The 14,982-nt window shown below is 46.3% G+C and carries 9 protein-coding genes; 3 read left to right on the forward strand and 6 right to left on the reverse strand.

From position 1 onward, the window contains the following. Nucleotides 1–16: 16 nt before the first annotated feature. A complete protein-coding gene (locus tag QME20_RS02075) occupies nt 17–1,375 on the reverse strand; it encodes a GH1 family beta-glucosidase (RefSeq protein WP_281715357.1) in 1,359 nt (452 codons plus the stop codon). Between the two features lie 205 nt (nt 1,376–1,580). On the opposite strand from QME20_RS02075, the gene QME20_RS02080 reads away from it, so the two are divergent. Continuing rightward, a complete protein-coding gene (locus QME20_RS02080) occupies nt 1,581–2,843 on the forward strand; it encodes a sugar MFS transporter (protein WP_281715358.1) in 1,263 nt (420 codons plus the stop codon). A gap of 12 nt (nt 2,844–2,855) precedes the next feature. After that, nucleotides 2,856–5,408, forward strand: a complete 2,553-nt coding sequence (locus tag QME20_RS02085) for an exo 1,3/1,4-beta-D-glucan glucohydrolase (protein WP_281715359.1) — start codon at nt 2,856–2,858, stop codon at nt 5,406–5,408. 82 nt (nt 5,409–5,490) lie between these two features. Here the strand turns inward: QME20_RS02085 and QME20_RS02090 are convergent, their stop codons facing one another. Genes QME20_RS02090 through QME20_RS02100 form a run of 3 tightly spaced genes read right to left on the reverse strand, consistent with a single transcriptional unit; the run spans nt 5,491 to nt 7,190 of the window. Beyond that, the gene (locus QME20_RS02090; RefSeq protein ID WP_239257676.1) at nt 5,491–6,165 is read right to left on the reverse strand and encodes a DUF799 domain-containing protein; all 675 of its coding nucleotides are present in this window, start codon (nt 6,163–6,165) and stop codon (nt 5,491–5,493) included. Between the two features lie 3 nt (nt 6,166–6,168). After that, on the reverse strand, nt 6,169–6,513 hold the full coding sequence (locus QME20_RS02095; RefSeq protein ID WP_044556859.1) for a DUF4810 domain-containing protein: 345 nt from the start codon (nt 6,511–6,513) through the stop codon (nt 6,169–6,171). Nucleotides 6,514–6,515: 2 nt separating this feature from the next. Then, the gene (locus tag QME20_RS02100) at nt 6,516–7,190 is read right to left on the reverse strand and encodes a CsgG/HfaB family protein (protein WP_281715360.1); all 675 of its coding nucleotides are present in this window, start codon (nt 7,188–7,190) and stop codon (nt 6,516–6,518) included. 374 nt (nt 7,191–7,564) lie between these two features. On the opposite strand from QME20_RS02100, the gene nhaC reads away from it, so the two are divergent. Continuing rightward, complete coding sequence (gene nhaC / locus QME20_RS02105; protein WP_281715361.1) at nt 7,565–9,052, forward strand: Na+/H+ antiporter NhaC; 1,488 nt, start codon at nt 7,565–7,567, stop codon at nt 9,050–9,052. Between the two features lie 91 nt (nt 9,053–9,143). On the opposite strand, the gene QME20_RS02110 is transcribed toward nhaC, so the two are convergent. Next, on the reverse strand, nt 9,144–12,089 hold the full coding sequence (locus QME20_RS02110; RefSeq protein ID WP_281715362.1) for a TonB-dependent receptor: 2,946 nt from the start codon (nt 12,087–12,089) through the stop codon (nt 9,144–9,146). Between the two features lie 66 nt (nt 12,090–12,155). Then, on the reverse strand, nt 12,156–14,837 hold the full coding sequence (locus QME20_RS02115; protein WP_281715363.1) for a glycoside hydrolase family 16 protein: 2,682 nt from the start codon (nt 14,835–14,837) through the stop codon (nt 12,156–12,158). Between the last annotated feature and the right edge of the window lie 145 nt (nt 14,838–14,982).

Raw genomic sequence — 14,982 nt, forward strand, 5'->3', positions numbered from 1 at the left:
GGTTTGGTACTTGTCCTTATTTGATACCGCTAATGTACCCATTTATCCGGCTCTTAACCAGTTTTGAATAAGCCAAAGCGCTTTGTTTTGGCATACGTTTTTGGGTTTCGTAGTCGACATAAACTATGCCGAAACGCTTTGAATAGCCCAGCGCCCACTCAAAGTTGTCCATTAGGCTCCATGCAAAATATCCGCGTATGTCTACGCCTTTTTCTATTGCCTCATTTACCGCATTTAAATGGGTGTGGAAGTAGGCGGTACGCCCATTGTCCAACACTTCCCCATCTATGAGCTCATCATCCATTGCTGCTCCGTTTTCAGTGATATAGATAGGCGGTAAGTCGTAACGTTGGTGCAAATCAACAAGCAGCTCGGTAAAGGCATCAGGAGTGATTTCCCAGCCCATTGCGGTTAATTCGGTTGTGGCTGGAGGCACAATTTCAAACCAACCATTGCCATCACTTTGATACACAGTGCGGGTGTAATAATTAATGCCTAAGTAATCAATTGGTTGGCAAATAATAGCCATATCACCTTCCGCAATGTCTGGCTTAACGTCGGGAGCGAGCTTATCAATAATGTCTGGATATTTGCCTTCAATAATAGGCTTTAGATACCATTGATTGTGGTAATCATCGGCGAGTTTGGCGGCGTGTATGTCTTCGGGTGAATCACTTTTTGTATGGCAATTGCTAAAGTTAAGTACGATACCGTTTTGGCTTTTTGGGCAAACTCGGTTAAGCACCTTCAACGCTAAACCGTGAGCAAGCAATAAGTGATGCGCTGCCTTTCGACCATTTGCCACGCCTGTCTTTCCAGGTGCATGAATGCCTGACTCATACCCCAAATAGGCTGAACAAAATGGCTCATTTAATGTCGCGTAGGAGTGGACTTTTTCGCCCAACGCGTTTGCTACGGCTTCAGCATATTTTTCGAATGCATAGGCTGTATTGCGATTAAGCCAGCCACCGTTGTCTTCAAGGTGTTGCGGTAAATCCCAGTGATAAAGCGTCACGAACACTTTCATGCCGCGCTTGATAACTTCATTGACTAAGTTTACGTAAAAGCGCATGCCCACTTCGTTTACGCTACCGTCCTGTTTCATCACTCGTGGCCACGAGATAGACAGTCTATAAGCATCAACACCAAGAGAATCAATTAGCTCTACATCTTGTTTCCACAAATCTATGTGGTTACAGGCAATGTCACCGTTAGTGGCATCAGTAATGGCATTTTTCTTTTCGCAGAACGTGTCCCAAATACAATCTAATCTTCCTTTTCTGTCTCCCTCTATTTGGAAGCTTGATGTAGCCACACCAAACAAAAAGTCTTTCGACAACATCATTGAATTGGATGGAAGGTTAATTTCTTGCATCGTGGGTATGTCCTGACTATAACAATTTTTTCATATTAACCCTGCGCTAGACAGGGCAAATAACATCATATTTACATTGAATTCGATTACGCTTCGTGTAATTATCTCTTCAATGTAAGCGCTTACAAAATTACTTGAAGTTAGATGTAAGCGCTTTCAAATGTAAATTTATCATTAAATAGAAAAATAGCAACAGAGGTTATTCGTGGACACACCAGTGCAGCCTAATATTTCAAGCGCCCAAGAGGCAGAGGCAAACGGTGGGTACCGTTTTGCGCTTATCTCACTCACCACGCTGTTCTTCATGTGGGGTTTTATTACCTGTTTGAATGACATCCTTATTCCTTACTTAAAAGGTGCATTTAACCTTAGCTTCACACAAGCAATGCTGATTCAGTTTTGCTTTTTTAGTGCCTATTTCATTGTGTCACTGCCTGCAGGCATGGTGGTGTCGCGCATTGGTTACCAGAAAGGTATTGTACTTGGGCTCGCTATAGCCTGCGTGGGGTGCTTGCTGTTCTTCCCCGCTGCATCAAGTCAAATATACGGTATTTTTCTGTTAGCTCTTTTTGTATTAGCGTCTGGTATAACCGTACTTCAGGTGTCTGCCAACCCTTATGTAACGGCACTCGGCCACCCTAAAACTGCCTCGTCACGACTCACCATGACCCAAGCATTTAACGCTTTTGGTACAACCGTGGCTCCCTTCTTCGGTTCTTATCTTATCTACGGCGCTACAGGAGAGCACGGAGGCGGTACGCCAAGTGCATCAGACGTGCAAGTGCCTTACCTAATGCTTGCTGCATCACTGCTTCTTCTGGCTCTTATTTTCATGTATTTAAAGCTGCCGAAGCTAAATCACACCAGCGCAAGCACTGGAGTATTTAAAGGAGGTGCATGGCATCACAAGCACCTTGTTTTAGGCGCTGTCGGCATTTTTATGTATGTCGGCGCGGAAGTGGCTATTGGCAGCATGCTAGTGAATTATCTAGCGAGTCCGGCGGTTGGCGGATTAAGTGAGGCAGGGGCGGCCAAGCTGCTTGCTTACTACTGGGGAGGCGCGATGGTAGGGCGCTTTATCGGTGCTGTGGTCATGCAAGAAATCTCGGGTGGCTACGTGCTGGCGTTTAACGCTTGTGTGGCTATTGCGCTTATTTTGCTATCACTTTCAAGCACAGGAGACATAGCGCTGTGGAGCATTTTGGGAGTAGGTTTGTTTAACTCAATCATGTTCCCTACCATTTTTAGTCTTGCACTTCACCAGCTAGGAAAAGACACCCCACAAGGTTCAGGCATTCTTTGTTTAGCCATAGTTGGCGGTGCCATTATTCCACTGCTTCAAGGCATGCTTGCAGACACCGTCGGCGTTACGCTGTCATTTTTACTACCCGCTTCTTGCTACCTTTACATTGCCTACTATGGGCTTGTAGGAAGTCGCGTATCTCACATTAATACCACTGAAAAGTAACGAGGATAAATAATGCGAAAAAGTATAATCGCGAAAGTTGTTACCGGTGCATTGGTTGGCGTTTTAGTTAGTGCATGTTCAGCTGAAAAAAATACGGCTTCAGTCGATGATGTTGAGCCACAGCCAAGCAAAGCGAGCGCAGTGTGGCCTAAGCTTGATATTGAAGTTAAATCAAACCCTGCTGTCGAAACCAAGGTTGAAGAAATTCTGTCTACCATGACTGTCGAGCAAAAAATTGCGCAGATGATCCAGCCTGAAATTCGCAATATCACGGTAGAAGATATGCGCAAATACGGATTTGGTTCTTATCTTAATGGCGGTGGCGCATTCCCTAATAACGACAAGCACGCCACACCAGAAGACTGGGTAGCACTTGCAGAAAAGCTTTATCAGGCTTCCATCGATGACAGTTTGGACGGCTCGACAATTCCTACAATGTGGGGGACAGACGCAGTACACGGTCATAACAATGTTATAGGCGCAACCTTGTTTCCTCACAACATTGGATTAGGCGCTGCAAACAACCCTGAACTGGTAGAGAAGATTGCGCACATTACAGCTAAAGAGGTCATGGCGACAGGTATCGATTGGGTATTTGCGCCTACCGTTGCTGTGGTACGTGACGATCGCTGGGGCAGAACCTACGAGAGCTATTCTGAAGACCCAGCCATTGTTAGAGAGTATGCTGCTTCAGTGGTTAAAGGTCTTCAAGGGGCAGCTGACAAAGACTTCTTAAGCGACCAGCGTGTAATTAGCACGGTAAAGCACTTTGTAGGTGACGGCGGTACGGTTGGCGGTGATGACCAAGGTGACAATGTTGCCAGCGAACAAGAGTTATTTGATATTCACGCCCAAGGCTACGTGGGCGGACTAACGGCGGGCGCACAATCTGTTATGGCGTCGTTCAATAGCTGGAATGGCGAGAAACTGCATGGTCATAAGTACTTACTAACCGACGTACTTAAAGAGCAAATGGGCTTTGACGGGTTTGTAGTCGGTGACTGGAACGGTCATGGGCAAGTTAAAGGTTGCAACAACGAAGATTGTGCGCAGGCCATCAATGCAGGCTTAGATATCTTTATGGTGCCCAATGATTGGAAGGTGCTGTATGACAACACTCTTGCTCAAGTAAACGACGGCACCATCCCTATGTCGCGTATTGACGATGCGGTACGCCGAATTCTTCGAGTGAAAGTACGCGCTGGGCTTTTCGAAAAGCCAAGCCCGGCAAACCGCCCGTTATCTGGTGACCGTTCGCTTATTGGTAAGGCAGAGCATAGAGAAGTGGCGGCGCAAGCGGTGCGCGAGTCTCTGGTGCTGCTGAAAAACAAAAATAAAACCCTCCCGATTTCTGCAAGCAAACGCATACTGGTAGCGGGAGATGGTGCAGATAACATCGGCAAGCAATCTGGGGGGTGGAGCATCACGTGGCAAGGAACAAATAATACCAATGATGATTTCCCTGGCGGCAGCTCTATTTATGACGGTATTAAAGCGCATGTAGAAAATGCAGGTGGCAACGTACAGCTATCGGTTGACGGTAGCTTTGAAACTAAACCTGATGTCGCCATTGTGGTGTTCGGCGAAGAGCCTTATGCAGAAGGTCATGGCGATAGAGAAACCTTAATTTATCAACACGGTAGCAAGACGGATCTATCGTTGCTCGAAAAATTGAAATCTCAGGGCATTCCCGTGGTGTCGGTATTTATCAGCGGCCGTCCGATGTGGGTTAATGCAGAGCTAAATGCATCTGATGCATTTGTTGCAGCTTGGCTTCCTGGCTCTGAAGGTGCAGCGGTGGCAGACGTATTGTTTGGTGAGCAGGACTTTAAAGGCAAGCTGTCTTTCTCGTGGCCGTCAGAACCCCAGCAAATCGTTAACAAAGGGGATGAAACCTATGAACCTTTGCTGCCTTATGGCTTCGGCTTAACGTACAGCGATGACAACGTTCTAAGCGATACGCTAAATACTGAAATTAAGGTGAGTACGGACAGTAACAAGCCGATGGAAATTCTGAAGGGCTCGGTTGAGGCACCTTGGGTGTTATGGCTTTACTCTGGTGATGATTCTCTGGCAGTGAACGCAAGCACGCATACTGTTGGAGCAATTACTTATCGTACGGTTGATAAAGAAGTGCAGGAAGATGCGCGTAAAATAACCTTCGATGGCACTGAGTTCGCCGCCATGCGTTTTGCAAGCAAGAGCTTTTTCCGTGAAGATTTAAGTGCGCAATTACTTACACATGGTGCGCTTAGCTTCAACGTAAGTCGTCACTCAGACATCAATACACCTGTAACGGTAGGCATGAATTGTGAGGGCGAGGGAGACGCAGCAGGCAGCTGCTCAACTCAAATTGATATTAGCGAGCAGCTAAAGGCAATGCCAGCTGACACATGGACAAACGTAAGTATTGATCTACAGTGCTTTGTTAATGAAGGTATCGACTTTACCGGTCTTGTGGTGCCGTTTGAGCTGGGAAGTTCAGGGAAGGCTAGCTTGAGTGTGGCAGATATTCAGTTTACGCCCGAGGCTGGCAAATCGGCGAGTATAAATTGCCAAAACTGAGTTACTGACAAGTGACGAGTTGAGTGAAAAAATACCGCCATGATTATTTAATCATGGCGGTATTAACCAACGATAAACGCTCTTATTTTTGCTTTTCGCTAGGTACAGGTTGCCCGTACTTCGGAGAGCGAGGGCCATATAACAGGCCGTTATAGCTTTCAGCAGAAAGAAGTCGAGCAGAGGTTATAGCTGCAATATCAAATCCTCTATCTGTTACGGTTTCAAAAATTTGACTTACCGCTGCTTGTACTAGCATACCCACTAAACCGCCGCTGTTGGCGTTTTGCTGTTCTGCACTCGATGCGGTAGCCGCTCCGGTCCAAAGCATGTTTCCAGTCTCAAGATCTACAAGAGATGCTGTTACAGTTACTCGTGTTTCACTTGAAATAACCACATAGCTTGTGCCGTAGTCATCGATAGTGACGTAAAGTGCCGTGTCTGCACCGAATATCTCTTTTAGCTTAGTCGTCGGAACTGCTTGAATATCGGCGGCTTGCGTCAAACCATTATTGTTAAAGGTATGATTAACCATAGCGACAGGAAATACATAAAAACCTGATTCGGCAATTGGGGTAGCAAGCTGTGTCATAACACTATATGGCGCAATCACTTCAGGGGTATTATTCAACGGAGGTAAAATAATAACCGACGCAGGATTGGCAGCTTTAAATGCTGTGTAGTCGTGAGCAGGCGGCATGCTTACGCATGCAGACAAAGAGGTAATTAAAACAAGTGCACTAAGGATTCTAGCAAACATCAATTACGCTCCTTTAGCTGAATTAAGAAGGAAATCGATGTATTGCTTCGATTCTGGAAATAATTGCTTTTCTGTTTCGAAATGCGCTTCGCCTTGCAGAATATTTCCACTTTCGAAATACAGCATTCCAAGATGTGCATGTACACCAGGTGCAATATTTTTTCCGTTTGCCGCAGCGAGTTCAATAGTCTCTTCTAGAACCATAATTTGTTCTTCGACGGTCGTTTCTTCGCCTTTCAGGTAACTGTAAACGGCTTTATTATATTCACCGTAATAGTAAAGCGGCTCGGTAGTTTTACACCCTACAATTCCTAATGTTAGGGCTGTAAGTATTATTAACTTTTTCATTCTTAAATCTTCCATGCCCCTGATTCGATACCGTTAACTAAATTGTTAACCGATTCGCGGATGGCTAAATCAAGAACCTTTCCATTTAACGTGGCATCGTAGCTTGCTGTGCTGCCAAAGCCGATAACCTCTCTTTCTGAAAGACTGTATTCACCTGCGCCTGCGACAGAATAAACCACTTCTGACGTGGTAACATCGACCACGTTCAACGTTACTTTGGCATAAGCAATTTGCGATTTACCTTTACCGAGAATACCGAAAAGCTGCTTATCACCAATTGCTTTACGACCGAACTCAGTAACGTCACCTGTGATAACAAACTTTGCGCCAGAAATTTTTTGTTCTGTACCAGTACGCTGAGCTTCTTCAGCTAAGAGATTCATATTATCTCTATCTAAAACGCTGAAACGATTGGTTTGTTGTAAGTGGCTCATCAACGTGGTCTTAGCTTGGCTACCCAGACGGTCTTGGCCATTTGAGAAAATGCCGTTTTGGAAGCTAGAGCGATTTACGAACTGGCCGACAACGAGTTTTTTCTTTTCGCCTGTATACTGAGTGTTATAGCTATTTACTTTCGGTGTCTCAACTACTTGAGAAGATGTTGTTGCACATCCTGATGTGACGCCGATGGTGGCTAGAAGTGATACCGCTGATATAAACGTTTTATTATTAATCATATTCACATTAATCCCTTTATCCTGTGTGAAAGAGTGAGGCGTGTGTTCCTCAATAGAGATTCTATATCACAAACACGTATCGTTGGAGCTAAATTACAAAAAGCTTTCACGTTCAAGTCCAATGCTGAAAAAACACAATGCGAGGAGCCAACAAAGGTGATCGTATGCTCATGATTAAATGAAATTTCATTTGTTTTCGATAGATGAGAACGGTACCAACGGTCTCTTAACCAGCTATTTATCGATCTATTATGCAATTCATCCCGTAGCCAATCTGTAACATTAACAATAATCAGTGTTTGAATGAAAGCTGGTTTAGGTGTTTGTCGGCTGTGCATTCATTCTTATCACTCATTGAATTACAGGGTAGTAAAATGACAGATGAACAGCGGGCAACACCAAGTCTCTTACTTGCGTTAACACCTGTTGTATTGACGCTCTTAATCCTTGGCACCCAGATATTTTACTTTGGCGTGTTTGAGCCTCATATACCGCTTGCCATTGGCATAGCATTAACAAGTTTTGTTGGTACTTATCTTGGTCTAACGTGGGAAGAAGTGCGGGCAGGAATCTTTAAAGTTATCCATGTTGCGTTGCCGTCGGTAAGCGTACTTATTGTTGTAGGGATGATCATAGGTATTTGGATAGCCAGCGGTACGGTACCCACCATTATTTACTACGGGTTAAAGACCCTGTCTCCCCAAATTTTTCTGGCCGCGGGTATGGTTATTTGTGCAGTGGTATCCGTTTCACTAGGCACAAGCTGGGGAAGTGTAGGTACCGTTGGCCTTGCCTTGATGGGTATCGGCGAAGGATTTGATATTCCTATGTATTGGACGGCGGGCGCAGTAGTTTCCGGCGCATTTTTCGGCGATAAAGTGTCGCCCCTGTCTGATACTACAAACCTTGCCCCAGCTGTTACCGGCACGGATGTGTTTTCACATATCAAAAATATGATGGCAACCACAATTCCAGCCATGGTTATCGCATTTTTAATTTATCTTGGCGTTGGCTTTTTCGTCATTGACGCTCAGAGCGTTTCGTTTGCAAAAATTGCAGGTATTACTACAGCATTAGAAGACAACTTTACCATTTCCGGCTGGGCATTATTGCCAGCGCTTGTTGTTATGGGGCTGGCGCTAAAGAAAATTCCACCCCTTCCTGCACTATTCGCTGGGGCTGTAGTTGGAGGCGTGTTCGCCATGTTTATGCAGGGACAAAGCCTACAAGCCGTCTTCGACTATGCAAATAACGGCTATTCAATTCAAACTAATATCGTTGAAATAGATAGTTTGCTTAACCGTGGTGGTGTTCAGTCTATGATGTGGACCATTTCGTTGGTACTCATTGCGCTTGGTTTTGGCGGTGCGCTAGAAACGACGGGCTGCCTAAGAAGCATTATTAACGCTATTAAAAGCAAAGCGAAAACCTTCGCCGGTACTCAGGTTGCAGCTGTAGGAACGGCGTTTTCTACTAATCTGGTGGCTGGCGACCCGTACTTGTCGGTAGCCTTGCCGGGAAGAATGTATTCACCCGTTTATAGAGGCATGGGTTATTCCACGCTTAACCTGTCCCGTGGCATTGAAGAAGGGGGCACGTTAATGTCACCGCTCATCCCTTGGAATGCCGGTGGTGCGTTTGTGATATCTGCTCTTGGCCTGGGTATTTCTGGCGCAAACTTAGAAAACCTGCTGTACATCCCTCTTGCCTTTGCTTGTTGGACGGCGCCCCTAATAGGGATATTTTACGCCTACGTTGGCTGGTTCTCACCCAAAGCCACTAAAGCTGAAAAGGAAGAATGGGAGTCTTCTGGGGCCGAAATAGCGAAATTTAATAAGGACGGAACGCCCGTTACCGAGTAATGTTGGATAAGCGATTTGTCGACGTTAAAACAATGCTGTTTAATTACAAAAAAGGGCCTGAAAAGGCCCTTAGAATTATTGCTCTATCAACTTAGAAAGTATATCTAGCGCCAAGCGTGTAGCGAGGTCCGTACTGACGAGCAAATAAGAATTGCTCTTCGAATCGGCCGTAGCCACGCTCTGTTTCGTCGTTAATGTTTACGCCTTCTAGGAAGACAGTTAGGTGCTCATTCACATCATAGTTGATGCTGGCATCAACTTGACCAAAGGTGTCGAACTGAGTTGCTGGGTTATCTGAAGAACCTTGTGCTTGGCCAATACCCACAACATAGTCTGAGCGCCATGCATAGGTCACTTTTACAGAAAGGCCTTCTTTCTCATAAAACACTTGGAAGTTGGCGGAGTCGCTGATACCTACTAGCGGGTCTTGCTCGTTCAGGTTGTAAGGGTCGTATTCAACGTCACCGTCAACTAACGTTGCGTTGGCGCCGAAACCAAAACCAGTGTCGCCAAACGTGTGCTGTATAGCTAGCTCAATACCTTCAACCGTTTTTGAATCGCTGGAATTACCAGGCTGTGTGGTACGCCAGGTAATTAACGGGTCGTCCGCATTAGGGGTTACCACACCGTTTTCGTCAGCATAGCCGTTATCAATAAAGTAATTATATATAGCGCTATCGGTGGCTTGCTCACCAGCTGCCGTTAATGCGGTCACGGCTTCGTTCCAGCGAGGGCCTTGATAGATGTCGCGTAAACCTTCGAACTGCTGATCTTGACCTGTGGTTGTAATGTAGTTTTCAACCGACTTTCTGAATAAACCCACGGCAAGCATGCTCGACTCGTCGTAGTACCACTCAAATGAAAGGTCTAAGTTAGTTGACTCGAACGGTAGCAAGCTGGTGTTACCCGCCGATGCGGTTCTCGCGCCAATTTTAGGGCTTCCACTGAATGCCAAGCCACCTTGTAGCAAGCCAATCGGCGCTCTGGTAATTGATTTACCCCAAGAGAAACGCGCAACAATGTCATCCGTCACATCTACTTTTACGTCGAACATGGGTAATAAAATGTCATATTCGCCAGTAAAGTCTTGCACCTGTAGCTCGTCTTCAAACTGCGTGATCCACTCAGAAGCTGCGACCCAATTTACCTGCACAGGTACACGAACCTCCGCAGAGCTTGGCACTTCTGTTTCTTCGTAGCGTACACCAGCATTTATTTGCACGTAATAATCACCGACCTCGAAGTCCCACTCTGACTGAACATAAATAGAGTCGGTAATTTCCTCTACGTTACTGACAGAAGGCGCACCGCTGAAGTAAGGGTCGATAGAGTAAGCGTTACTCTCGCCAACGACATCACCAGTAATGAAAGCAAGTTGACGGGCAATGGCTTCGTCAAAATCATAGGTGTAATAGTAACCCGGATTCATGCCTGCGCCGCCACCGTCAAAAGCGTCTAGGAAGCCTGATGTGTCATTGCGAATAAACATGCTGTCTGGGAAAATTTCTGTGAAAGATGGACTAAAACCCGGGCCACCGCGTAGTCCGCTCCACGCTTCAAAACCCGTCAATGCTTGTTCTGTTCGGGCGTAACCAAAGTCAATTTTAACCAGTGGTATGTCGAAAGCTGAGTTATACCACGTGCCGTCAAGCTGCAGTTGCTCAATATCAGAGCGACCTGGTGAGTAAATGAATTGGCTGAAGTTAGAGTCAATTTCACTAGGTAAGATTTCATTCGTACCGTTGTTCCAGTTCACATAAACTTGTGGAATCTCGCCTGCTCTGTAGTCGTAAACTTTTGACTCAAGCTGGTTTGAGCCCAGTATAATTTGACCAGAGCTACCCAAACCTTTGTCATAACCGTTATCAATCTCGTTGTAAGAATCGTGGTAATCCAGACGGAAATGCCAATCGTCAGACACTACCCAGTCTAGGTTTACACCAATTGAACGCGCGTCAACTCGCGTGGTTTCGCGACTGGCAGTAAACGAGCCGTCGTCGCCACTAATATCGGCATAGACTGCTGTACCATTTTCGTCTAATTCGTACGCATTAATATTAGCGCCAAAGTTATTCCAAATACCCCATCCCACTGTGTTGGTGCCAGTTGTGGCGCGTGTTGCAGTGTAATCTATCGTTGCCGTAAAATCGTCAACTGGGCGAAATTGGAAAGTAACTTGGGCGTTTGAACGCTCACGCTGAACGTCAGTAATGCTGTAGTTCATGTCTTTAGGGAAGAACGCAGCGTCGGTAATATTGGTGCGGTTATCAACCACATTTTCAGGGTCTAAGTCAGGTAGTACAGCGTTTTCTTGAAGCTGCCAGCCTTGAATATTTGCCGCTTGCTGCTGAAAGTCACGTTCTTGGTGAGAGAATGACAGACCAAATCCAAACATGTCATCGGCAAACGTGTTGCTGTAGACACCAGCAATTTCAGGGGTTACGTCATCACCCGCTTCGTTAGACGAGTCGTAAATACCTTTCACTGAAAACGTGGCATTTTGTCCTGATTGCGCCAACGGCTTCATGGTAATAATGTTTACCGTTGCACCTAGTCCCCCGCTGGGATTTTCTGCACGGGCGGTCTTCTGAAGCTCAAGCGTGTTTACACCTTCAGAAGAAAGGTTGGCTAAATTGAAGGAACGGGTAAAGCCCGTCCCCGGCATTTGTCTACCGTTCAGGGTAATTAGGTTGAACTCAGGACCAAAACCACGAACGGTAATTTCACTACCTTCACCGTTTGAACGACTAATACTTACACCTGTAATGCGTTGAAGTGCCTCAGCCAGGTTGGTATCAGGAAATTTACCTAGTTCTTCAGCGGATATGGCATCTACTACGCCGCTTGAGCTGCGTTTCAAATCCATAGAGCGGATCATACTGCCGCGAATACCGCTTACTTGAATAACTTCAACTTCGCCCTCTGCCGGTGTTACCGCTTCTGATTCTTGTGCGTAAGAGGGAAGAGCTAGGGTAGAGCCCATCAACAAAGCCATTGATGTGGCAAGCTGGGTCTTTTTAAATGGTGTGTTTTTCATAATTGCCCTACTAATTCTTATCAATTGGTCACTGCCGCTTTAAAGGCTAAAGCGGCATTTGCTTTGTTACTGTGCTGCTATTTCTACATTGTCGATGCGATAAACTGCACCTTCGCCTTGCCCCCATGCTGGGAACATCATGATGACGTTGATAGCGCTGATATCTAAGCCTGCGTCATATAGGGTTTGTAGTGGGAAAGTGTATGTTTGCCATTCACCTTCAACCGGATCAGCACCTTCCAAGCTGGCCGACATTGGAAGTTCAACAGCAGAAGAGACATTAATGGACTCTACTTTGAACAACCAAGGTGCAGAGGCGTCGTTAGGCATTGAGCTTACTTTCATTTCAAACTTAATCGCGCCATTTGAAAGTAGTGATGAAGCATCGAATGATACGGTTTCATCAGCTAAGAAACCCATCACCGTTGGTGTAGCGCCAATGCGAAATTCTGCTACTGTGCCGTGTTCCGCGTCGTCTACTTCTTCAGTTGGCGTTGAGCCACCACAACAATCCCAGATTGACCATTGTTCAGCTGCTGTATCAGCAAAGAGCGTGATGCCCGCACCTGACGCATCTTCGCCGCTATCAGGGTGGTAAAATTTCACATTGTCTAAGCGATAAACCGCGCCTTCACCTGTGTCCCAAGCTGGGAAAACCATAATGACGTCGATAGCACTTACGTCCAAACCACGTGCCTGCAATTCTGAAATAGTAAATGTGTAGGTTTGCCATTCACCTTCCACAGGCTCCTGACCCTCAACGCTATCAGAAAGTGGCAATTCAACAGCAGTAGATGCGCCATTAGACTCGATTTTGAATATCCAAGATGCTTCGGCGTTACTAGGCGCACTCACTACGCGCATATCAAACTGCAATAAGCCACCGTCGGTAAGTGCTGTAGCATCGAACGGGGTGTCACCGCCGCCAGATTCAGGACGCGTGATAAAGCCCATTACAGTCGGTTCTGCGCCAATTCGAAATTCTGCAGTTAGACCGTGTTCTTCGTTGTCCATTTCTTCAGTAGGGGTAGAGCCGCCACAGCAGTCCCACATAGGCCAGTTAGGGTTTTGCCCATCTTCGAAGATGACTAATTCTGGGTAGCTAGCTCCGCCTTCTTGCGAAATTTCTACGTTAGCCATGCGATACACTGCTCCATTGCCGGTATCCCACGCAGGGAAAACCATGATGACATCGATAGCACTTGTATCTAAGCCTGCTGCTGCAAGCGCGCTAAGTGGAAATTCGTAAGACTCCCACACACCCTGTTCAGGCGCAGCACCAGCGGTGTCTGCGGGTCCTACATAGCCGTCCATCAGTGGAAGTTCTGCGGCAGTTGAACCTTCAGAACTTTCAATCTTAAATAGCCAATTAGTTGTCGCATTTGCAGGCAGCGATGTAACTTTCAGATCGAATTTAACACTGCCAGTTTCTTCCATTGGAGACGCATCAAACGGAGACGCTTCACCTTCTGGGTCGGTAATGAATTGAGCTCGACTGATAAAGCCCATTACCGTAGGTGTTTCATTAATAGCAAATTCGAAAACCTGTCCTTGCTCGGCATCTTCTACAAGTGCTGGTGTTGACCCACCGCAGCAGTCCCACGCAGGCCAGTTTGGATTAGGTGTTCCGTCGAAAATAGTAAGGTTTTGTGCAACACCGGTTGACGGTGGTGAAGGGATAGGCGCCTCGCCTTCCACTAATGCATCGTCTAGTGAGTTGTAACCTGGGCGAACAGTTTCACAGCCCTTGCCGGTGTCTGGGTTCGATGCACATTGGTACACTCGAACATAATCGACCTCGTAAGTCTGACCTTCGGCAAACGCTTCAGCATCAATGCCTGTTTCGTTTACGTTAGCTGGCCAGTCGCCACCTACTGCAAAGTTAAGGATAATGTAGAATTCTTGATCGAATGGCGCGTTGTCCCAGTGAGTGGTTAGCTCACCTGTGCCTTGCTCAAAGTATTCCGCATACCAGCCGCGGTGAGAAAGTCCAGTTGCGTCACCGTTTGCGTTATAACGAACTTCTGAACGACGCTGCGTAGCGTAAAGGTAATCGTCCATGTACCAGCGAATTTCGCCTTCTTGCCATTCAACGGCGTAGGTGTGAAAGTCGTCTGCTGGATTCGCTCCATCAGGAAGCGAGTAGGCTTTGCCTGAGCTATCGTTATTTGGCCATTCTTGACCATAGTGAAGGGTGCCGTGAATATGGCTTTCAGGATTGCCGTCAGCATCTAGTGCCTTAAGGTTTACGGCTTCCATGATGTCAATTTCGCCAGAACGAGGCCAGCCACCGTAAACCTCATCAGTAGGCATCATCCAAAACGCCGGCCAACTGCCTTGACCAGAGGGTAATTTAGCACGCATTTCAATACGGCCGTATTTAAAGTCTGCTTTGTAGCGCGTGTTTAGACGGGCTGACGTATAAGGCTTTTGCGCTCCTTCTTCCGCGGGTAGAGCAACAATTTTTAGGCTACCGTCAGACACAAATGAATTGTCTTCGCTGTCGGTATAACACTGAGATTCATTATTGCCGCCACCGTCGCAGTTTACTTCATGAGTCCAGTTGTCATCGTCAATACTGTTCCCATCGAACTCGTCGCTCCATACCAGCTCCCAGTCAGAAACGGGTGCCGCAGGATCAACAACGTCGATGTCTGTAGATGTGGTTGCTCCGCCTCCACAGCCAAATAGGGTTGCGACTGAGATCGCGGCAGCTATCCGCGAAAGTTGAGATGCTTTTTTCGTCATTGTTTTCAGCCCTGATCTAAAGAAATTGGGTTTTTATGTAGTGGCAAATGCCACGTAAAAAGCTTTTTGTAAGCGCTTACAATTTAGGTCAAATAAAAATGGCTGTTTGAAAGCGCTTACATTACATTAAGCGACTGACACATAA

Source organism: Alteromonas sp. CyTr2 (genome assembly GCF_947311905.1).
Lineage (GTDB): Bacteria > Pseudomonadota > Gammaproteobacteria > Enterobacterales > Alteromonadaceae > Alteromonas > Alteromonas macleodii.